Annotated in this window: 21 protein-coding genes; 20 read left to right on the top strand and 1 reads right to left on the bottom strand. The window is 35.9% G+C overall.

All coding sequences use genetic code 11. From position 1 onward, the window contains the following. Positions 1-14: 14 nt before the first annotated feature. The 9 genes from G634_RS0109815 to G634_RS0109775 all read left to right on the top strand — a co-directional run bounded on the left by G634_RS0109815 (position 15) and on the right by G634_RS0109775 (position 8106). Positions 15-404 carry a hypothetical protein gene (locus tag G634_RS0109815; RefSeq protein WP_026505151.1) on the top strand — a complete coding sequence of 130 codons (390 nt, stop codon included), beginning with the start codon at positions 15-17 and terminating at the stop codon, positions 402-404. 8 nt (positions 405-412) lie between these two features. Further along, a complete protein-coding gene (locus G634_RS18725; RefSeq protein WP_196805334.1) occupies positions 413-1537 on the top strand; it encodes a hypothetical protein in 1125 nt (374 codons plus the stop codon). Between the two features lie 12 nt (positions 1538-1549). Further along, the gene (gene cdaA, locus G634_RS0109805; RefSeq protein WP_026505150.1) at positions 1550-2416 is read left to right on the top strand and encodes a diadenylate cyclase CdaA; all 867 of its coding nucleotides are present in this window, start codon (positions 1550-1552) and stop codon (positions 2414-2416) included. After that, positions 2413-3777: a CdaR family protein gene (locus tag G634_RS0109800; protein WP_026505149.1), complete on the top strand. Its 1365-nt coding sequence runs from the start codon at positions 2413-2415 to the stop codon at positions 3775-3777. Before cdaA ends, G634_RS0109800 begins: the two co-directional genes overlap by 4 nt. Before the next feature lie 28 nt (positions 3778-3805). Further along, a complete protein-coding gene (locus G634_RS0109795; RefSeq protein WP_026505148.1) occupies positions 3806-4069 on the top strand; it encodes an HPr family phosphocarrier protein in 264 nt (87 codons plus the stop codon). Positions 4070-4094: 25 nt separating this feature from the next. After that, positions 4095-4964: a dTDP-4-dehydrorhamnose reductase gene (gene rfbD, locus G634_RS0109790; RefSeq protein ID WP_026505147.1), complete on the top strand. Its 870-nt coding sequence runs from the start codon at positions 4095-4097 to the stop codon at positions 4962-4964. Positions 4965-5084: 120 nt separating this feature from the next. After that, positions 5085-5522, top strand: coding sequence for a divergent PAP2 family protein (locus G634_RS0109785; protein WP_026505146.1), 438 nt, complete (start codon positions 5085-5087; stop codon positions 5520-5522). 104 nt (positions 5523-5626) lie between these two features. Next, positions 5627-7501 carry an LIC_10190 family membrane protein gene (locus G634_RS0109780; RefSeq protein WP_026505145.1) on the top strand — a complete coding sequence of 625 codons (1875 nt, stop codon included), beginning with the start codon at positions 5627-5629 and terminating at the stop codon, positions 7499-7501. Positions 7502-7611: 110 nt separating this feature from the next. After that, a complete protein-coding gene (locus G634_RS0109775) occupies positions 7612-8106 on the top strand; it encodes a hypothetical protein (RefSeq protein ID WP_026505144.1) in 495 nt (164 codons plus the stop codon). Positions 8107-8163: 57 nt separating this feature from the next. Here the strand turns inward: G634_RS0109775 and G634_RS0109770 are convergent, their stop codons facing one another. After that, positions 8164-9033 (bottom strand): AraC family transcriptional regulator, encoded by an 870-nt coding sequence (locus tag G634_RS0109770; RefSeq protein WP_026505143.1) that lies wholly within the window; start codon positions 9031-9033, stop codon positions 8164-8166. Between the two features lie 249 nt (positions 9034-9282). Here G634_RS0109770 and gmd point away from each other — a divergent pair, with 249 nt between their 5' ends. The 11 genes from gmd (at position 9283) to G634_RS0109715 (ending at position 22717) form a co-directional block, all read left to right on the top strand. Next, positions 9283-10374 carry a GDP-mannose 4,6-dehydratase gene (gene gmd, locus G634_RS18720; protein WP_051233814.1) on the top strand — a complete coding sequence of 364 codons (1092 nt, stop codon included), beginning with the start codon at positions 9283-9285 and terminating at the stop codon, positions 10372-10374. Positions 10375-10389: 15 nt separating this feature from the next. Beyond that, positions 10390-11331, top strand: coding sequence for a GDP-L-fucose synthase family protein (locus G634_RS0109760; RefSeq protein WP_334291187.1), 942 nt, complete (start codon positions 10390-10392; stop codon positions 11329-11331). A 314-nt stretch (positions 11332-11645) separates the two neighbouring features. Beyond that, entirely contained in the window at positions 11646-12578 is a 933-nt protein-coding gene (locus G634_RS0109755) for a glycosyltransferase family 2 protein (RefSeq protein WP_026505141.1), read from the top strand. Continuing rightward, a complete protein-coding gene (locus G634_RS0109750) occupies positions 12579-13397 on the top strand; it encodes a glycosyltransferase family 2 protein (protein WP_035799590.1) in 819 nt (272 codons plus the stop codon). It abuts the gene before it with no gap. Between the two features lie 38 nt (positions 13398-13435). Further along, positions 13436-14857 carry a sugar transferase gene (locus G634_RS0109745; RefSeq protein ID WP_026505139.1) on the top strand — a complete coding sequence of 474 codons (1422 nt, stop codon included), beginning with the start codon at positions 13436-13438 and terminating at the stop codon, positions 14855-14857. Between the two features lie 27 nt (positions 14858-14884). Further along, positions 14885-16036, top strand: coding sequence for a YveK family protein (locus G634_RS0109740; protein ID WP_026505138.1), 1152 nt, complete (start codon positions 14885-14887; stop codon positions 16034-16036). A gap of 17 nt (positions 16037-16053) precedes the next feature. Continuing rightward, the gene (locus tag G634_RS0109735; RefSeq protein WP_051233808.1) at positions 16054-16899 is read left to right on the top strand and encodes a glycosyltransferase; all 846 of its coding nucleotides are present in this window, start codon (positions 16054-16056) and stop codon (positions 16897-16899) included. Between the two features lie 30 nt (positions 16900-16929). Next, on the top strand, positions 16930-17988 hold the full coding sequence (locus G634_RS0109730; RefSeq protein ID WP_026505136.1) for a D-alanine--D-alanine ligase family protein: 1059 nt from the start codon (positions 16930-16932) through the stop codon (positions 17986-17988). 20 nt (positions 17989-18008) lie between these two features. After that, the gene (locus G634_RS0109725) at positions 18009-19412 is read left to right on the top strand and encodes a UDP-N-acetylmuramoyl-tripeptide--D-alanyl-D-alanine ligase (RefSeq protein WP_026505135.1); all 1404 of its coding nucleotides are present in this window, start codon (positions 18009-18011) and stop codon (positions 19410-19412) included. 173 nt (positions 19413-19585) lie between these two features. Continuing rightward, on the top strand, positions 19586-20899 hold the full coding sequence (locus G634_RS0109720) for an ABC transporter substrate-binding protein (RefSeq protein WP_026505134.1): 1314 nt from the start codon (positions 19586-19588) through the stop codon (positions 20897-20899). A gap of 33 nt (positions 20900-20932) precedes the next feature. Beyond that, entirely contained in the window at positions 20933-22717 is a 1785-nt protein-coding gene (locus G634_RS0109715) for a methyl-accepting chemotaxis protein (protein ID WP_026505133.1), read from the top strand. Positions 22718-23088 lie beyond the last annotated feature (371 nt).

Here is a 23088-nt window from a genome sequence, read left to right as displayed (position 1 = left end):
ATATAGGGTAATGTATGGTTAATGAAGAGAAAGTCATTCTTATGACTAGAATGGCAGCTTTTGCTGCGCGTGAAGGCAAAAAAGAACAGAAGATAAATCAGTATTTTAGAAGTGATTATGTTGGATTTGAAGTTGTAAAATCAGCGATCAGCGCCACAATCGTATTTGTGGTGCTGTTTGCAGTATATGCTATGACGAATTTCACGAGTCTTATAGATAATTTCTATGGAGCGTCACTTGAAGATTTTGGCAGGCAGATATTTACCATTTATCTGATTTTTTTAATCGGATATTGTGTGATTTCCTATATTTACTTTTCTTTTAGATATGCAAAAATGCGTGATAAGATGAAGCAGTACTATAACGATTTGAAGAAACTTAGAAAAATGTATGAAAAGGATTGAACACTATTATGGCAACTCTACTTGAATTAAAACAAAATCTTAAAAACTTTTATATTAAGTATGAATTCTACATCACATTGGCTTGGAAATTCTTACTTGCAATCATAGCTCTTAGCATGATTAATTCAAAACTTGGATATCAGGAAGCACTTGGAAGTCCGTTAATTGTCTTAATGTGTGCTCTCCTGTGTGCGATATTGCCGGCAAATTTCATTGTTATCATTTCAGCGCTGTTTACACTTACACATTTAATGGCACTTTCAATGGAAACAGCAGCGATAGGACTTGTGTTATTTTTGATAATGTTCCTTTTGTACTATCGCTTTTCACCAAGAGATACAATAGCACTTATTCTGACACCTATTTGCTTCTGCTTGCATATTCCGTATGTGATTCCAATCGCATTTGGACTTTTGAATACACCGGCAGCAGCCGTTTCTGTTTCATTTGGAATAGTAACGAATTTCTATCTCGATTTTATTGCTACTAATGCAGCGACATTTAGAGATACAGGAGTTTCGGTAGAACCGGCAGATGCAGCCAGCAGAGTTCAGTCTATAATAGAAGGTGTATTCCAGAATAAGGCGATGTTCGTAACAATTATCGTATTCGCACTTGTTACAATAATTGTCTACTGTATTCGAAGATTATCAATTGATCATTCATGGGATATAGCTATTGTTGTAGGAACTGTGTTTATGATGATCAGCATTCTTTTGGGGGATGTTATTTACGGAACCGGAGTTTCAATACTGGGAGTAATATTTGGTTCGGTATTAGCAGCATGTATTGCGGAGATTATCCAATTCTTTTCCTTTAATCTTGATTATAAGAGAACAGAAAATGTTCAGTTTGAAGATGACGACTATTACTACTATGTAAAAGCCGTTCCGAAAGTTTCTGTTCCTGCGCCAGACCGTAAGGTTAAGCAGATAAATCGTGCACATAAGACAGAGAACAGTCCGGAAATTCAAAAGCAGATAAAAAAGACTATTAGAACAACTCAGTCTAAGAGTGCAAATACAACAAATGTAACAAATACACAGACACACGCTGACCATGTCGTTAGACGAACACCTGTTAGAGATAAGGCATCAGTTAGCTCGTCTAGACAGAGAACGATTCAAAGATAAGGACATATAATTGTGCAGACGATACAGTCACTCTTTGAGATAAATTATACGAATTTACATATGCCTATAATGAAAGGCTCAGATTATATCGAAATTCTGATAATTGCATTTATGGTATATCAGATGCTTGTCTGGGCCAAAAAGACTAGAATATGGTCTTTAATGAGAGGCGTTATTATAATAATTGTTTTTGTGATTATTGCAGAAGTATTCAACATGAATACCATTTTGTGGATAGTACGGAATGTATTTAATGTTGCAGCGATAGCAATAGTAGTAGTTCTGCAACCGGAGCTAAGAAGAGCTTTGGAGCAGCTGGGAAGGAAGAATTTTTTATCAGGATTTTTTCTGTTCGACTTAAAAGATGGAGAAGAGAGATTTTCTGATAAGACTGTTGATGAGATTACAAGAGCCTGCGTGGAGATGGCGAAAGTCAGAACCGGTGCACTTATAGTAATCGAGCAGGATAATTCACTTGCTGAGTATGAACAAACTGGTATTGATATTGATGGAATTGTCACTAGACAGCTTCTTATAAATATTTTCGAGCATAACACACCGCTCCATGACGGAGCGGTGATTGTGCGCGGTAATCGTATTACTTCAGCGACTTGTTATCTCCCTTTGTCAGATAATATGGCAATCGGAAAAGAGCTTGGAACAAGACACCGTGCAGGAGTTGGTGTTTCTGAAGCAACAGATTCATTAACTGTTATCGTGTCAGAAGAAACAGGAAAAATTTCTGTAGCCTACGGAGGTGAGCTTGAAAGAGGTGTTGATTCTGAAAGACTCAAAGAAATCTTGAGCAAGCTTCAGAATAAGTCGGAAGAAGAGCAAAAGCACAGACCGTTTTGGAGAGGCAAGGTGAAGACAGGATGAAGATTCTAAAAAAGCTAACGTCCAATTGGGGATTAAAGTTAGGGTCTCTTCTGTTTGCAATGATTTTATGGTATTTGGTTACAAACATAAATGACCCTATGAAATCACAGCGTTTTTATAATGTTCAGGTAATGATGAAAAATACTGATATTGTAACAGATGCTGGTAATACCTACAGAGTACTTGATGGAACTGATATAGTCAGCTCCATAACAATTGCTGCTCCAAGATCAGTTGCTGAGACAGTGACCAAAGATAATGTCTATGCAATTGCTGATTTCAAGAATCTTACGAATAATGGAACAATTCCGCTTGAAATCGGTGTCAAGAAGGCAACAAATGACATTGATATTGTTAATAAAAGCAGTACTGAATTAAAGCTTCAGATTGAAAAGAAAGTGCAGAAAACTTTAAATCTTGAAGCAAAAACTACAGGAACTCTTACAGATGGGTATGTTGTAAGTAGTGAGACTCTTGACCAGAATCAGCTTAGAATTAGTGGCCCTGAGTCAGTTATTAGTAGAATAAAGACAGCTTCTGTAGAAGTAGATATAACAGGATTTACATCCAATATCGGAACCGATGTTGGAATAAAGTTATATGATTCAGATGGAATAGTAGTTAAAGATGATACTATAGATATGAGTATGTCTTCTGTAAGGGTTAATGTGGTAATATCTGCGACCAAGACAGTACCCGTATCGTTTGTTACTTCAGGGCAGCCTGCAGATGGATACATGCTCACAGGAACTATTGAATGTGATCCTAAAACTATTATGATAGCTGGTAAAAGTTCAGTTTTAGCTGGAATAAGTAGTATCACCATAACAGATGCACTTGATGTCACAGGACAAGTATCTGATTTGCAGACAACCGTTGATGTTGCCAAATATCTGCCAAATGGCGTTACACTTGGTGATAACGATTTTAGTGGAATGTGTAGTGTAGTAGCTAAGATTGAACCTATATCCATCAAGAATGTAACCATTGATGCTAGTAACATCAGCTTTGACAATGTGCCTGAAAACTACACAGTTGTACTTGGAAATGGAACCAATTCTCCAAGTTACAATGTGGCATTGAAAGGACTTGCAGACAAACTTTCTAATGTTTCACCTAATGATTTGAATGCTGTTGCAGATCTTTCAACTATAAAGGATGTTTTGTCTCATAATAAGAAACTTGAAGATGGAACATACACAGTACGTTTGAAGTTTACACCGCCAAAGGGTGTTACAATTTCTGGAATAGTAAGTGTTCAGGTAACAGTAAAGTCGCCTGAAGGTGCATCATCATCCGCATCAACTTCAGATAGCAGCGCATCATCATCGGCTAGTACAGAAAAGAGTGGTACAGGTTAATTAAGTAAAAGTAAGGAGTTTTTTCGAAATGGTAAGTCAGAAAGTAGTCATTTCTAATCCAACAGGGTTACACATACGCCCAGCTGGTATCCTATGTAAAGTGGCTATGCGTTATAAGTCTCTTATAACTTTTCAGGTAAGAGATAATGTTGCTAATGCAAAAAGCGTATTGAGTGTACTAGGTGCAAGTGTTAAGTGTGGAGATGAGATAATATTTACATGTACAGGAACTGATGAACAGGAAGCTTTGAAAGGTATGGTAGAAGCGGTAGAGTCAGGACTTGGCGAATAAGATAAATGGAAGGAATTAGGTTATCATGAAAAAGATAATTGTCACAGGCAGCAATGGACAGCTCGGAAGACAGATTAATATCGAACTTGGATCCGAATATGAACTTGTAAATACAGATGTTGTAGAAGGCGAAGGAATCAGAAGCTTAGATATTACAAATGTTGATAGTGTACTTGAACTTGCAAGAGAAGTTAAGCCATATGCTATTATCAACTGTGCCGCTTATACAGCAGTTGATGCTCAGGAAAAAGACCGAGATCTTTCTTACAAAATCAATGCAATCGGACCTCGTAACCTTGCAATAGCTTCAACGGAAGTAGATGCAAAACTTGTCCATATCTCAACAGATTATGTATTCGAGGGAAACGGAACAAGACCTTATACTGAGTTTGACAAGACTGGACCTGTAAGCGCGTATGGTACAACCAAACTTGCAGGAGAGAAATTTGTAGAGCAGTTTGCAAAGCATTTCTTTACAATAAGAACAGCATGGCTCTATGGCGATGGCAAGAACTTCGTAAAGACTATGCTTAAACTTTCGGAAAATCATGATGAAGTATCAGTTGTAAATGACCAGGTTGGTTCACCAACAAGTACAACAGAACTTGCAAAGGCTATTCATTTCCTTCTTCCATCTGATAATTATGGACTCTTCCACGGAACCTGTGAAGGCGATTGCAGTTGGGCTGAGTTCACAGATGAGATTTTCAGACTTGCTGGAAAGAGCACAAAAGTCAATCATGTAACAACAGCACAATATAAAGAAATGAATCCGCAAAGCGCACCACGTCCTGCATATTCTATTCTTGACAATTACATGCTTAGACTTACAAGCGATTATAAGTTTGCTGATTGGCATGACGCAATTGACGAGTATATTAGAAAAATGAAGTAAATAAAGCTGTTTTATAGTAAAATACAAACAATAACATGAACAGTGATTAAGTCAATAAGCTTTCATTATTGTTTTTAATTAAATAGAAAAGAGGAAACCTTGGGTCAATTTTTCAAAGAGATGTTTGGTAATAACATCATCATGGCTCCTTTTTGGGCTTGGATTTGTTCTCAGATAATTAAAACCATTTTGTATGTTGCAATTAACAAAGAGTTTAATTATGAGCGTCTTCTTGGAGACGGAGGGATGCCAAGTTCACATTCAGCTACAGTAATGTCACTGGTAACAATAGTAGGACTTACTTACGGGGCGGCTGGATTTGAGTTTGCAATAGCTGGAGTTTTGGCACTTATTACCATGCACGATGCAATGGGAGTACGTCGAGAGACTGGAAAACAGGCAAAAGTCATCAAGAGTATGGCAGAGCTTTTCGAGGAAATCGGTAAAGACGTACCAGGAGAAGAAAAATTGAAAGAGTTTGTTGGACACACACCGCTTCAGGTGTTAATGGGAGCTATCCTTGGAGTTATTGTAGGATTAGTCTACTATCAGGTTTAATAGTATCCAGATAGTAAATCTATGGTTTTAATCATAGAAGTGCAAAAGGATTATTGATAGTACTACCTTTGGTAGCACAAAAACAGTATTCAAAGGGGTGAACTATGATTATAGTTGCTATTAATTGGCTTTTTATCATGTTTACAACCTATGCGATTGGATATGGAATTCAACGAATGTTGACCGGTATAACTTTGCTGCATAATGTAATACCGCAGCGAAAGAATATCGGTCTTTTTCGTGCAAGAAAAGAAAAAGAAAAGAGAAAAAGCTCATCGAAGCAGAAGCTTCGTACTAAGCCATATGTAATTAGATTTAGAGAAAGCTACCTGTTAACAGGTATGGTCGCAGTTACAATATATTCTGAGATATGGAGTATATTTGGAAAAGTTGGATTCTTTGCTGTAATAGAACTGACATTGTTGTCAGGAATTATTTCTATAGAAGCTATTATGCATTTAAAGAAAAAAGGTAAGCGCCTAATGGCAGGGATTTCTTTTAAGACTGTACTTCTATATGGTGGTATCTTTTTGCTAATGGCATATTTTACATCGCATGGGATTGAACATTATGATACAGGACTATATCATGCTCAGGCTATTCATTGGAATGAAAGTTATGGAGCAGTTAAGGGACTTGGTAATTTCAATCAAAGACTTGCATATAACAGTGCAGTATATCCTTTATGCGCATTGTATAGTTTTAGCTGGCTTTTAAAAGGCTATTCGCTTCATACTCTGGCAGGATATTTTGTCATGCTTCTTGCATGGAAATGTCTGGATTTGAAAAAGGTTTTTGTTAGAGGATATCCGACAGTTCCCGATTTTATAAGGCTTGTCGCTATCTATTATATCTTTACACTACTAGATGAAATGGTTAGTCCTGCATCGGATTATTTTGCCATGACGCTTGTTTTGTATCTTGTTATTCAATGGTTAGAACTTGATAGAACTCATGAAAAAGGTGTATATCCGTATGCTAATCTTGCAATACTTGCAGTCTATGGAGCAACGCTAAAACTCTCCATTGCGCCTTTTGTTTTACTGGCAATTAGGCCGATTGTAAGGATTTGCCATCAAAAAAAAGATAAAAAACTGCTCCAGCTTTTGAGTTATTTTTTTATGGGATTAGTATGTACCATTCCGTATCTTATAAGAAATGTGATAATATCTGGATGGCTTGTATATCCTTCGACTTTGCTTGATTTTTTCAACGTATCATGGAAAATTCCAAAAGAGGTGGCAGTTTATGATGCCCACGAAATTGCAGTATATGGAAGAGGATACACCGACGTTGCCAAATACAATCTTTCAGTCTCTAAGTGGTTTCCTATATGGTGGAATACACTGGGAAATTTCAACAGGATAATGCTGATATTAGATGTTGTTGGAGTAGTAGGAGTACTTATTTTTGTTATTATTTATCTAAGAATTAATAAGAAAAAGAAGCTTTTGGTCAATAAAATAGAGACTACAATTGAGAAAAAAGTTGAAAAAATGGAGAAAGTTATCCTTTTATCAAGACATCAGACAGTATCAGGAAAAGACTTTTTGTTTATCCTTTTTGTGTGCGTTGCATCTCTGGTATTCTGGTTTTTCAGTGCGCCGCTTGTAAGGTATGGAATTGTATTTATATATCTTCCATGTGCATTAGTAATAGGAAAAGTCTTTAATTTGCTTATTTATTTGCCAAAGCTCAATAAGAAATTGTCGAAAGCAGCGTGCGTGGCTATAGTAGTATTTCTTTGTTATAAAATTGCAGCAATAGGAATGATGGAAATAAAATTTATAAAACCGGAGAATTTTGTAAAACAGCAGGACTATGCAGTATATGAATTAAATGAATATGAAATAGATGGATACAATTTTTATTATCCGGCAAATGGAGATCAGACAGGATATGAGCCATTTCCTTCTGCCCCTGTAAAGGCAAATGTGAAATTGTATGAACATAATATAAAAAAAGGTTTTTATAAATAAATTGCAAGAAAATATTGCACTTTTTAACGCGTTGATGTACTATAGTTTGTAGTGTTTATGCATATCACACAGTATAACAAAAAACACCTTATTTTACAGGAGAAAAGACTATGGCTGATGAAAAAGAGAAAAAGGGATATAGAAAGTTATTTTTTGCATTCTTTTTTATACTGATAACTACAGTTGCATTGTGCGTTTATTTTTGTTTAGAGGCAAAAAGACTTTCGAATTTTAATGTTGATTTATTTGTAATCTGCAATGAATCAACATCATGTACTGCAGAGGGTAATGATGGAATGGTTAAAGTAGCAGATGACAATCTTAAGGTTTTGAAGTCTGTTTATGATTTATCTCATGGAAAATATACATTTGGTCATCCTAAGGCTGATGGAAGAAAAGTTTCATTTGAGTTTCAGTGTCACAAAGAAAAATGGACCCTTGATGTAGAAGAGATAGGTAGTGATAGAATTCGTCTGAATCTGCAGGGACCTAGAAATTATGAAATCTATGTTGCAAATAGAGCTGAAGAGTTTGATGATTTTGCCCAAATTGCTTCAGCTAAAGGATCTGTAACGCCTAACAAACTTTTAAAAGCTAAAGAGTGATGTAAAATATATTCAGAAATATCTTATACAAAAAAGTGGAAGCAGAAATGAATTTTTTCATTTCTGCTTCCATTCGTTTCTATAGGCAGAGGGTGTTATACCCTCTATTTTTTTGAAAACCCTTGAAAAATAATTGGCATCGACAATTCCCACTTCATTACCGATATCTTCAAGAGATGTATCAGAAAATCTAAGGAGATGTTTGGCTTTTGTAATTCTTCGTTCTAGAATGTAATTACTGATGCTTATTCCATATTGTTCTTTGAAAACCCTTGTTAAATAGAATTTGTTAATGAAAAACATTGAAGACAATTCATCGAGGGAAATCTTTTTGGTATAGGAAGTATCTATATAGGCTTTTATTTGCTGTAGGCTCTTTTTCTTAGAAGAGATTGCAAGTCTTTCTTCAGGATGCCAGCTTTCTTCCATCAAAAGAGTTAAAAGCTTTGTAAGCATTTCGTATATTTTCATATCTCGAAGATAGTCAGAAGAAGAGGCAATATTGTACAGATTGTTAATTATCTCTATATAAGGAGAGAGGTTTTTGGGGTGGAAAACAATTTTGCCGCCACGTTCACAGTATTTTCTGTAAATACTATCCATGTTCGTTCCCTGAAAATGAACCCACTTAAGTTTCCAAAGTTTAGAAGAAGTAGTATGTGAGTATTTTTTTTCACAATCTAGGAAAATACAGTCGCCAGCACGTAATTCCAGGTCTCTTCCCTCATAAGAAAGCGTTCCGGAGCCAGACTCTATTAGAAAAAACAGGTAGGATGATAATCCTTCTCGGCCACTTGTATGCTCTTTTTTAGCTTGAAGCGTTCCAACTTCCTGCAGATGAATAAGTGTACTTTTGGCAAACTGTGAAGGCGTATATAATATTCTGTTTGAGGAAACAAGGTTTCCATGAAAAAGGTAATCATCCATGTGTTTTCTCCCTCTGCATATTTAAAAGTCAATATAATGCTATAATACAACAATTTTTTCTATGCGCAAAGTAATATTCTTGGTATATAATGTTATAAGCGTGACAAAATAGAGGTAGTAGTAAGCACGTTGTTATTTGCTTTACAGGAAATTACCCAAGAGGCAGTTTTTGTGAGCATATATTAAAGATTGTTTGGAATATACATAAGAAATATCAATGTAAACATCTCTTTTGAAAGGAATGAATATATGGCAAAAAAAGCACTTATTACCGGTGTTACCGGTCAGGATGGTTCATATCTTGCAGAACTTCTGCTTAGCAAAGGATATGAAGTATATGGAATGATTAGACGTAGCTCTGTTGATTACAGAGAGCGTATTGCACATCTTGAAGGGGAGAAGAACTTCCACCTTCGTTATGGCGATCTTAGCGATTCCATGAGTCTTATGCAGATTATTAGTCAGGTTCGCCCAGATGAAATATACAATCTTGCAGCACAGTCACATGTTCAGGTAAGTTTTGATGTTCCTGAATATACAGCTGATGTTGTTGCAACAGGTGTTCTTCGTGTACTCGAAGCTGTTCGTTTGTGCGGATTATCTGAAACTTGTAGAATATATCAGGCTTCAACGTCTGAGCTTTATGGAAAGGTTGAGGAGGTTCCTCAGAAAGAAACAACTCCTTTCCATCCGTATAGCCCATATGCTGTTGCAAAGCAGTATGGTTTCTGGATTGTGAAAGAGTATCGTGAAGCATACAACATGTTTGCCTGCAATGGTATTCTTTTTAACCATGAATCAGAGCGTAGAGGTGAAACATTCGTAACAAGAAAAATCACTCTTGCAGCAGCTCGTATTGCTCAGGGCAAACAGGATAAGCTCTATCTTGGAAATCTTTCTTCACTCCGTGACTGGGGATATGCCAGAGACTATGTTGAGTGTATGTGGCTTATTCTTCAGAATGAAAAGCCTGATGATTTCGTAATTGCAACAGGTGTTCAGCATTCTGTAAGAGAGTTCTGCCTTCTTGCATTCAAAGAAGCTGGAATCGAACTTGAGTTCAAGGGTGAAGGAATGGATGAAAAGGGTTATGACAAAAAGACCGGAAAAGTTCTTATTGAAGTAAGCCCTGATTTCTATCGTCCAACTGATGTTGTAAATCTTTGGGGTGATCCTACAAAAGCTAAGACAGAGCTTAACTGGAATCCTACAAAGACTTCTTTCGAAGAACTTGTTCATATAATGGTTGAGCATGACATGAAGAAAGTTGCTGTTGAAAGAGCAGAAGAGCATATAGCTAACAATTTGGAAGAATATCTTGAAAAGGGAATTGTTAAGTAATAGGTGAGTAATATGATGGAAAAAAATGCAAAAATATATGTTGCAGGTCACCGTGGAATGGTAGGTTCTGCAATAGTTCGAGAGTTAGAGAGACAGGGATATACTAATATTATAACTCGTACTCATAAAGAGCTTGATTTGACAAGACAGGATGCTGTAGAAGAGTTTTTTGCCAAGGAAAAGCCAGAGTATGTATTCCTTGCTGCAGCAAAGGTTGGCGGAATTGTAGCAAACCAGGAAGCACTTGCAGATTTTATGTATGACAATATGATTCTCGAGATGAATGTTGTTCATTCAGCATGGAAAAATGGCTGCAAAAAGTTAGAGTTCCTCGGATCATCTTGTATTTATCCTCGTATGGCACCTCAGCCAATGAAGGAGTCATGCCTGCTTACATCAGAGCTTGAGAAGACAAATGAAGCTTATGCTCTGGCTAAGATTTCTGGACTCAAATACTGCGAGTTCCTTAATCGCCAGTATGGAACAGATTATATATCTGTAATGCCGACAAATCTGTATGGACCAAATGATAATTATCATCCTACCCACAGCCATGTATTGCCAGCGCTTATTCGTCGTTTCCATGAGGCAAAAGAAAGTAATCTTACATCAGTAACATGCTGGGGAGATGGTTCACCACTTCGTGAGTTTTTGTATGTTGATGACCTTGCAAATCTGTGCGTTTTCCTTATGAATAACTACAGTGGAAATGAAACAGTAAATGCAGGTACAGGAAAAGAACTTACGATTAAAGCTCTTACAGAACTTGTAGCTAAAGTTGTTGGTTATACTGGAGAGATTTTGTGGGATTCTTCAAAGCCTAACGGAACACCAAGAAAACTTCTGGATGTTTCTAAATCAAAAGAAATGGGCTGGGAAGCAAAAACAAGTCTTGAAGATGGTATTAGACTTACATATCAGGACTTCTTAAACAATCCTATGAGAGCTGAGAGATAAATATTTTTAATATATAACCCACTACATTGTTCAATAAAAAGAATAATGTAGTGGGTTTTTTGATATTAATAGATAATTTAAAAAAGGCAATGAATTATATTCCAACAGATATTTCAACATAGAAAGTTAATACCATATAAATAAGCATTTATGAAAAGTAACCTGAAAGGCTGATAGGGTATATCTCTGTCAGCTTTTTTGTGATATAGTAGATAAATGATTGTTACTGTATGATTTTAGGTGTGTTTTTGGGCAAACTAAGTAATAAATGTTACAGTAACAAATTTGATTTCATGAGGATGGGGACGGATAGTATGGAGCTTTTAAGCGTAGTTGTACCTTGTTATAATGAAGAAGAAAATGTAAAAGATTTCTATGATGAATTAATGAAAACTCAGGAATACTTCCATTCAAGAGAAGTTGAGTTTGAACTTATATATATTGATGATGGTTCTAAAGATAATACAGTTGTCGAAGTTCATAAGCTTATAGATTTAGATAAGAGAGTTCATTTGGTGAGCTTCTCTAGAAATTTTGGCAAAGAGGCTGGGATATATGCGGGATTAGAACATGCCAAGGGAGATTATGTTGTAATGATGGATGCAGATTTGCAGGATCCGCCGTCACTTCTTCCGACAATGTATGAAGCTATTAAAGATGAAGGATATGATTCGGTAGCTACCAGAAGAGTTAATCGAAAAGGTGAACCACCAATCAGGTCTTTTTTTGCAAGAAGATTCTATCACCTTATTAATAAGATATCCAAAGCAGAGATTGTTGATGGAGCACGAGATTATAGACTTATGAGTAGAAGATTTGTTGATGCTATTCTTTCACTTGAAGAGTATAACAGATTTTCTAAAGGTATTTTTGGCTGGGTAGGATTTAGTACTAAGTGGCTTGAGTATGAGAATATTGAACGCAAAAAGGGAGAGACTAAATGGTCTTTTTGGAAACTGTTTTTATATGCTCTTGATGGAATCATTGCATTTTCAACAGTTCCGCTTGCTATTGCATCTATAATGGGAGTTATATTTTGTCTTGTCGCATTTTTGCTTATTATTTTTATTATTGTAAGAACGCTGATATTAGGAGATCCTACAAGTGGATGGCCGTCACTTGTATGTATTATTAGTCTTATTAGTGGTGTTCAGTTGTTCTGTTTGGGAATTGTAGGACAGTATTTGTCAAAGGCATATCTGGAAGTTAAGAAACGCCCTATTTATTTGACTAAAGAGGATATTTAAATGCAGGATAGTATGTCAAATAGTGAGATTGAAGTTACAGATGTTCTTGTCAGCATTATAGTGCCTGTTCATAATGCTGCAAGATATCTTGATAAGACAATCTCAATGGTTAACAATCAGACTTATAGGGATTATGAACTGATATTAGTGGATGATGCAAGTACAGATGACAGTGTCGAGCAGATAGAAAAAGCCAGACAGAAATACAATATTTCTTCAAAACGTATCAGGGTTATTTCTAAAAAAGTTAATGAAGGAGCTGCATCAGCTAGAAATACAGGTCTAAAATATGCTAGGGGAAGATATATTGCATTTTTGGACGTTGACGACGTATGGCATGACTTTAAACTTGAAGAAGAACTAAAGTTTATGGAAGAAAAAAGTGCAGCATTTGTGTTTACTGCATATGAATTCGGAGATGAAAATGCCAGACCAACAGGTAAAATTGTCAGCGTTCCAGAAACGCTTGATTATAAAAGAGCACTTTCAAGAACGATAATTTTTACATCAACAGTATTATTCGATACTCAAAAGATTGATAAAAGTCTTTTGAAAATGCCGCATATAGCCAGTGAAGATACAGCAACATGGTGGAGAATATTACAAAAAGGGTATGTTGCATATGGCTATAACAAAGTGACAACGATATACAGAAGACCGGCAAAATCCCTTTCTTCTAATAAATTCGTAGCAATACAAAGAATTTATAATTTATATAGACAAGTAGCACATTTAAGTGTTATTTCTTCAGTACTGCATTTATTTAGCTGGGCGGTTCGAGCAACATTGAGAAGACTTATAGTAAAAGAGCGCAGATAGCAGGACTAGATAGTTTTAATTGAAATTTGAGGTTTTTTATGAAGCATAGAAAGTATTCAGAATCAACAAAAAGAATAATTACATTATTTTTGGGACTTTCAGAGTTGGTAATGCAGACTTTGATTTATGCCTGGTACTGGTTTAAGGCTTACTATCCGATTCTTTCGAGTAATCGTATCAGTCGCGATGGTTACAATTTTGGTGCAGGTATTAAATTCACTTTAAACGGACATATTGTAGTAATACTTATATATGCTTTATTATTATTCTTTTTCTCCAGAACCTATGGAGGAATGAAAATAGGTTATCAGAAGCCTTTAGATGTATTTCTTTCACAGATTTTCACCATTCTCATAGTTAACGTTTTGTCATATATGCAGTTATCGCTTATGCGAAATTGGATTGTTTCACCCTATCCTATTTTGAAAGTATTGGGACTTGAACTCCTTTTATCGTTTGTATGGACATATATTATTGATTTTTTGTACAAAAAATTTGTTCAAAGTCCAAGAGAACTACTTCTTATATCAGGAGGAGATCATCCTACAGATGACATAGAAAAAAAATTTGGTTCAAGACCTGACAGGTTTCATATTAAAAAGCGTATGAACACATCTGAAGGGCTTGATGCATTGAAAAAAGAGTGTCAAAGCTCTGAATATGGCGGTGTAATTGTATGGGATATCCCGACACAGCTTAGAAACGATCTGGTAAAGTATTGTTATGCTAATTCCATTAGATTATATGTAATGCCTAAGATTTCGGATGTTCTAATGAAGGGATCGGAGCAGATGCATCTTTTTGATACACCGGTTCTTCTCATTAGAGAATACTCTATTAAAATAGAGCAGAGAATATTAAAAAGACTTATAGACATAGTGTGCTCACTTATTCTAATAGTGCTTTCCAGTCCGGCTATGCTGATAACAGCTCTTTTAGTTCACTTCTATGATAATGGACCAGTATTATACAAGCAGGTTAGATGTACCAAAGGCCAGAAAGAATTCTATATCATGAAGTTTAGAAGTATGCGTCAGGATGCAGAAAAAGATGGTGTCGCAAGACTTGCTTCCAAGAATGATTCCAGAATTACGCCTATTGGAAAATTTATCAGAAAAGTTAGACTTGATGAACTTCCTCAGTTATTTAATATTCTAAGAGGTGATATGTCCTTTATAGGACCACGCCCGGAAAGACCTGAAATCATAGCACAGTATCTTGAAGAAATGCCAGAGTTTGCATTTAGAACTAAAGTTAAGGCTGGACTTGCAGGTTATGCGCAGGTTTATGGTAAATACAATACAACGCCATATGATAAGTTAAAACTTGATCTTACCTATATCGAGAATTATTCTGTATGGCTGGATATCAAGCTTATGTTGTTAACACTTAAGATTTTGTTTACTCCAGATGCAACAGAAGGAATTGAAAACAACCAGATAACTGCTATGAAAAAATAATTTTTTAAATAAATATTGAGGTGTATCATGTCCAGAGAAGACATTGTTATTGAACATAAGATAAGTCAGGAAGAGATGCTTAATCTAAGGAGTTTCTACGGCAGACTTTTGAAAAAAATATGGATAGTTCCGCTTGGTACGCTTATAGGAGCTTTAATTGCGGTATTTATATATTTTCTTGTAACCGTAGTATTCGGCCCTGCAAAGCAGTATCAGGCAAGTTCTGAAGTGTATCTTCACTTTGCATCCGATGAAAAGGGTGAAGCTTATGCCTATTACAATGGTTATACCTGGAACAATCAGTTAATGCCTAGTGATGAAATAATGAATGCTACAATGGATAATCTCAAAAAGGTCGGGATAGCAGAGCTTCCGGCAGGCTCTACTACTAAAGGCTCTATGAAGTCTGTTTCCAGAGATGAAGTGGGTAGAAGCATAGATGCATCAATCCTTTCAGATATTAGAATTTTAAGAGTTACAGTTACAAATCATGACAAGGAACTATCAGCAGCGCTTTTAAAGGCAACTGATGACGCACTTGTTGCATATGGCTCTAGTAGAAGCGAGTTTTCTTTTATCGAGACTATCAAGGAAGACTCAACTGCAAAGCTTGTAACTTTTTCGAATAGGACAGTGACAGCGGGTGTAACAGGTGCTATAACAGGATTTGTGCTATGCGCTTTAACAATGCTCTTTATTGACTTATTTAATGATGCAATATATGTACCAGAAGATGAAGAGGCAAGATATCATCTTCCTGTTATAGGTATTTTTCCAAAAGAAAATCAGAAACTTGATTCTCGTTACAGAAATGAACTTTTAGCACAGATGATGGAAATATCTCAGCAGTCGAGCAGAATATGTATAGTCTCAATGAAGGACAAAGAAGGTCTTAAAGATGCATCCAAAGTTACAGATACTTTGAAAGAACTTCTAGGAACTTCAACTTTTTCTATAGATTTGAATTTTATTCCTTCACAGCTTCCGGGGTCTGACCTTGATGCATATAGGAAGATACATGACAGTGACGGGGTAATAATCGCGATTCCAAGTGGAAAAAGAGTGGGAAGTTTTACCAAGCATTGTATAAGTCAGTTGTACAAGCATGAATGTCCGATTTTAGGTATCATTATAACAGATATGGATATGAAGTTTTTGAAATGGTATTACAGGTTGTAATATGAGGGGAAATGCGTATGGAGCTAGAACAGCTTAATTCTAGGAATACAGACAAAGATGCGAAGAAAAGGATGCAGATGCTCATATCAGCTGTTGATGAAAATGTTACCACAATGGCTTATAACATGAATGTGAACTGTGATGCCATCATAGTTAATCAGTGTAATGAATTTGCATATTCAGAGTATCAGTATAGAAATCATAGGATTCAGTGTTTTCATTGCAAAGAGCGTGGTGTGGGACGTTCTAGAAATGAAGCAATTCTTCACGCAGAGGCAGAAATACTGCTTTTTTCTGATGAGGACATTGTGTATGAAGAAGGCTATGAAGACAAGATTATCAAAGCTTTTGACAGGCACAAGGAAGCGGATATGCTTTTGTTTAATATAAAGCAGTCTGAGGGTAGAGAAACTTATAATATCAGCAAGTTTGGCAGAGTTTTTAAATTTAACTGCGGAAGGTATCCGGCTTATAGCATCGCTGTTAGAAGAGACAGACTTATGCAATGCGGTGTTATGTTCTCAATGCTTTTTGGAGGAGGAGCTAGGTATTCTAACGGAGAAGATTCTTTATTTCTTATGGATTGTTTGAAAAAAGGAATGAGAATATATAAGATTCCTGTAAATATTGGTCATGAATTAGAGAGGCAGTCTACCTGGTTTGAAGGATATACTAAAAAATTCTTCTATGACAGAGGTGTGCTTTATCATTACCTTTATGGACCTCTTGCAAAGATTTGGGCGATTCGATTTCTTCTTGCACATGGCAAAGAAATGTGTCAGGATAGAACTCTTCAAGGATGTTATAAACTTATGCGTCTTGGAATAGTGAATGCCAGAAGGCACAAGACGGATTTAAATTAAGTGGTGAAAGAATATAGAAAGGCAATTATTATGAATATTGTAGTTTTATGTGGCGGATTATCAACTGAAAGAAAGATTTCTTTTTCTTCAGGAACAAAGGTTTGTGGCGCATTAAGAGCTAAAGGTCACGCTGCTGTTTTGGTAGATTTGTTCCTCGGACTAGAAGATATGGAAGAGGATATTATTAATAATCCTGAGAAACTGTTCTCAAATCTTCCAGAACTTAAGCCTGTTGTATTCGATGGTGTAGCACCAGACCTTGATGAGGTTAGAAAGTCACGTAAATATAAGAGTAAATCTCTCTTTGGAAGAGGAGTTTTAGAAATTTGCAGTAAAGCTGATGTAGTATTTATCGCACTTCATGGCTTAAATGGTGAAGATGGAAGAATACAGGCAACATTTGATCTTATGGGAATTCCATATACAGGCTCAGGTCATGTAGGAGCAGCTATGGGTATGGATAAGATTATTACTAAGGAACTTGTAAGACCTTATGGAATTAATACACCTAACTGGAATTCTTATTGTGGTGTAACAAAGGAAGATATTCCTCAGATATTAAATGATAATAATCTTCCTGTAGTAGTAAAGACACCTACAGGCGGATCATCTGTTGGTGTTTATATAGTAAAAACAAAAGAAGAATTTGAAGAAGCACTTAATAATGCTCTTAAATACAGCAATGATATTCTTGTTGAGCAGTTCGTAGTGGGAAAAGAGTTCACAAATGCTGTTCTTAAGGGAAAAGCACTTCCATGCGTTGAAATCGTTCCTAAAGAAGGTGGTTACGACTATAACAACAAATATGTAGCAGGTGCTACTACAGAGATTTGCCCAGGGCGCCTTGATAAAGATCTTGCAGATGAAATGGGAGAAATGGCAAGAAGAGTTCATGAAATATTGGGACTTAAAACTTATTCACGTTCAGATTTCCTTGTAGATAAAGATAACAATATTTTCTTCCTTGAAGTAAATACACTTCCTGGAATGACACCAACCAGCCTTGTTCCTCAGGAAGCTGCTGCAGTTGGAATATCTTATGAAGATTTGTGCGAAATGATAGTAGAAGATGCTTTAGATAGAGATTGATTGATTTTTGGTGAGTGATTATGGAACAGATTATATTAGAGGATTTAATTAAAGCTGTAAATGGAGAACTTTTATCAAAAGATGTTAATCTAAAGACAGTTATAAAAGGAGCTTCTTCTGATAACAGAAAGGTTACAGAAGGTGATGTATTCTTTGCTTTTGTAGGCGAGAATATGGATGGTCACAGATTTGTAGATGCAGCAATTGAAGCTGGAGCATGTGGAGCAATCGTATCAAAGATTCCTGAGAAAATGGAAGACAATGCCTTCTATATTAAAGTGGAAGATACTATTAAAGCTGCAGGAGACCTTGCTAAATGGTATAGAAGTAAGTTCAATATTCCGGTAATAGGAGTTACAGGCAGTGTCGGAAAGACTACTATGAAAGATATGATAGCAAGTGTTCTTTCACAGAAGTTCAATGTATTAAAAACTGCTGCTAACTTTAATAATAATATAGGACTTCCGCGAACACTTCTAGGTATAACAAAAGAAACACAAGTGTGCGTAGTAGAAATGGGAATGAACCATATGGGCGAGATTGACTATCTTGTAGATATTGCGAAGCCTACATGTGCAGTTATTACAAACGTTGGAGATGCTCATATTGGAAATCTGGGAAGCAGAGAGAATATTTTCAAGGCAAAATCAGAAATCTTTAACGGCTTAAAAGAGAAAAGTCTTGCAGTTATGAATGCTGATGATGAGTATCTTAAAAAGCTTCGTAATGATAAGGTGAAAAATGAAAAATTCCGCTTTGTATGGGTTGGAGAAAGTAATGGCGATATTATCGCAAAGAACATCGAAGATTCTTTGAAAGAATGTGTGAAGTTTTTACTTGTTGAAGACAAGGAAGAATTATTGGTTACTGTCCCTGCACTTGGAAGACACATGATATATCCTGCTATGACAGCTTATGCAATAGGCAAAGACTTGGGAATGACAGATGAAGAGATAATAAAGGGAATAGCAGCCTATGTGCCTACCGCTATGAGAATGGAAGCATGGAATGTTGGAGATAATATTACTATCTATAACGATACATATAATGCTAATCCTCAGTCTATGAAAGCAGGACTTACTACTCTTTCCAAGTCAATAACATCTGTTAAAGTGGCAGTACTTGGAGATATGTTAGAACTTGGAGATATGGAAGAAAAACTGCATAGAGAAGTTGGAAGTTTCGCAGCCGGTTTAAACCTTACAACTCTTGTTACTGTAGGAAAACGTGCAGAGTATATCGCTGCTGCGGCAAAAGAATGTGGAATGTCTGATGTAGTATCTTTTGAGGATACCGAAAGTGCTATAGTCTTTCTGGAAAGTCTTGTAAAAAAAGATACAACCTTATATTTTAAGGCAAGTCATGCGATGGCACTTGAAAAAATTGCAGTTTTTTGTAAAGAAGTTGCTGAAAAAAACAAATAAACAAAAAAATATTTAACTTTTATAAAAAAGCACAACTTTCGTTAGTTGTGCTTTTTTGCTTGTTATTTTTTGATAGAAACTGTCCGATACTGTAATTGATAAGGTATTGCTATTTGTATTCAAATATTTAGAGTATTTTAGAACACAAACAGATATGAAAGGAGACGTGACAGATGAATAAAAAAGTGTTTGCATCATGCGTATCAGTTTTTTTGGGTATTGCACTTCTTTGTAGCGGATGCAGCAGCGAAAAAAGTTCTAGTAGTTCAAATGAGAATAGCTCTGGCCTTGCAAAAGGCTCTCTAACAATAATAAATAGTAAAAGTGAAGTTTCATCACAGATTGATGAACTAGCGTCGGCTTATTCTAAGACAAGTGGAGTAGAAATAAAGGTAGTTAATATTGCTTCATCCAGTGTAGATGTACAGGCGACTATAAAGGGAATGTATTTATCAGATAATTCCCCTGACATAATCGTTTGTGAAACATCATCTTTTGAAAGCTGGGATGGTCTTTTAGTCGATATGTCTGATCAGGAATGGGTAACTAGAACGGAATATGCATATAAAGATTCAACCTATGGTGTAATAGGTTTTCCATATGCAACAGAAGCGATAGGGTTCGCATACAATGCTGATATACTGAAGAAAGCGGGAGTTGATCCACTATCTCTTACATCTCCAGATGCATACAAAAGTGCTTTTGAAAAAATAGATAGCCAAAAGGAAAGTCTTGGTATTACCGCTGTAGTTGGTTACTATGCAGGTGTCGATACATTAGGGTGGTCGACAGGAGGACATATTTTTGGAAATTACCTTGATGCCGGTCTTGCTAGAGATGATACCACATATATAGATCTGTTTAATGACGGAATACAATTTGATGAGAAAAGAATTAATGACTTTGTAGCTTTTATTGATCTTATTCAGAAATATAGTGATAAAGACAAGATTCTAACAGGAACTTATGAAGAACAGGTTCAGAATTTTGCATCAGGTAAATATGCATTTGTAACGCAAGGTTCGTGGATTGGAGCATCAATGAGCGGCGAATATAGTAGTGATTATCAGGCCGCGGGAAATTTTGAAGTTGGAATGGCTCCATATGCATTCCAAAACGGAATAGATACTATTTTGACAAGTCCTCCTGCATGGTGGTCAATAATGAAAGAGGGAAATGTTGATGCGGCTAAAGATTTCCTATTATGGTGCTCAAAGGATGAAGGACAGCAGATTTTAGTTGAAAAAGCTGGCTTTACAAGTCCATTTTCTGACTCGAAGTATGTAGCTTCAGATCCGTTTTCTAAGACTGTATCATCTTATATAGCAAAATCCAAAACCAGTAACTGGCATTGGATGAATATGAGAGAAGGTACCGGTAATAAAGCACTAGCGATTGCTTTTGATGATTTTGCTGCCGGCAAAGTTGATAGGCAGGGCTTTATTGATGAAATGAGAAAGCTTGCAAAAGAACATTATGAAAAATAAAAGCATTACTACTAACAAGGAGGTGCATAATATATGAACAGCGAGCAGAATATGGATCAGTTCGAAGAGGTTAAAAATCCAAAACTTTTTAATACAATTCTTTTTCAGGTTGCAGGAATGAATGTCCTGATGCTGATAGCATTTATTGTGGTTATGCTGTTTATCATATCTGAAATGACAAACTCTACAAATGAAAGTCAGAGTATGTTTGATAGTATGATGACTCTGACAAGAGCAGAGTCAACGCTTAAGTCAGATGTTATCAATTTATTTGACCAATCATCTAGTTATGTTTCCTCAGACGCAGCCGAAACTCGCGATGCGCTAAAACCTCAAATAGAGAATGCAAAGACAAGTGTAGAAAGCGATTTGAATACACTGAAAGGAATCTTTGAAAATACTGATAATGAAAAAGTTAAAAACAGTATTACAGAAATTTCAAACCAGTATAAAAGAATGAGTGTTCTAATAGAGAGTTCTATTACAGCTGTTAATGAAGGAAATAAATCAAAAGCCCTTGATATTCTTCTTAATAAAGCAGAAATACAGAAGACAGCTATTTTCCATACTTCCAAGATACTCGATGAGGTAATAACAGTTAATGCCGATGAAGTTAACGCTAAGATGAATGCTAATATGATGAACGGGCAGATAGTTGCAGGACTGGGGTTCCTTATTATGGTACTTCTTATCGTTGGTAACTTCCTTCTTAATTACTTTAATATTATTAAAAAAGTAAAGAAGATGGCAAAAGAAGTCAACTCTATTATTGAAGGTATTGATCAGGGACATGGTAATCTTACAGCCAGAATTAGTACCAAAACATCTTCTGAGTTATTGTTCTTAAAAGAAGGATTTAATAACTTTATCTCTGCTCTTCAGAGAGTAATGATAGAGATAAAAGACAGTACAGGAGTTTTAACAAGCTCTTCGGAAGAAGTAACTAATCAGGTTCATATGGCAAACGACAGCGTAACAAGTACATCAGCAGCGCTTGAGCAGCTTTCTGCAGGAATGGAAACAGTTAACAATACAGTTGATTCTATTATAGACAAAGTTGATTTAGTTCAGGGAGCAGCAGAAAATATTGCAACAGAAGCAAAAACAGGTACCGATACAGCTAATGGAATAATGGAAAAGGCTGAAGAGATAAAGGATAGAGCCCAGTCTAAGAAGAAACAGACAGGTGCTAAGATGGAAGAACTTTCCAAAGTATTGGAATCAGCAGTTAAAGATTCAGAAAAAGTTAGCCAGATAAGTGAGCTTACAAATGTTATTCTCGACATCGCTTCACAGACAAACCTCCTTGCACTTAATGCTTCAATTGAAGCTGCAAGAGCTGGTGAAGCAGGAAAAGGTTTTGCTGTAGTAGCAACAGAGATAAGTTCACTTGCAGCAAATTCCAGAGAAACAGCAGGAAATATCCAGAATATAAGTCTTGAAGTTACACAGGCAGTTCAGAATCTGTCAACAAATGCTCAAAACGTACTTGATTTCATCAATACTACGATTATAAGTGACTATGATGAGTTCGTAGAAACAGGCGAACAGTACAAAGAAACAGCTGTAACCATGGATGATATGTTTGCTAGTTTCAATGAAAAGGCTATAGATCTTAAGGATATAATGGAAGAAATCGTAAGTTCTGTAAATATGATTAATACATCCATTAAAGAAAGCAGCGAGGCAATAGGTCTTTCGGCTCAAAACTCTTCCGAACTTGTTCAGAGTATTAAAGAAATATCAGATTCTATGGATAAGAATGTTGATGTGACTCAGCATCTTGAAGGAACTGCGGCAAGGTTTGAACAGGTATAAGAGATTTAATGTTTATTTTCAAATTATTGAATGAACAAAATATGATACTTTTTTGTTATTTGAACTAATTAGATGAGTTCTGATGGCTTGTAATATTTCATGAGCAGAACTGTTTATAAACGTTGGTTCTTATTGGGTTTTTTTTAGCGCATTACGAACCATTACGTTTATAATCAAGCGAAAGCGTGTCTGCGACGAAATATACAAACATCAGAACAGATTATATAAAACAAAAAAGTATATATAATTATAATTCTTTTGCTACATGTATATAAGCCAAGAAAGATAATGGCTATCGCTTTTCACAACTATTATGTGAGGAAAGAAGGGAAAATGCAGATAAATGTTGGCTATAGTAAAAATCGTGATAT

Origin of the sequence: Butyrivibrio sp. NC3005, from assembly GCF_000424545.1 — a bacterium.
GTDB lineage: Bacteria > Bacillota > Clostridia > Lachnospirales > Lachnospiraceae > Butyrivibrio.
Note: the sequence above shows the minus strand (reverse complement) of the source record. Positions and strands in the feature narration are given on the sequence as shown.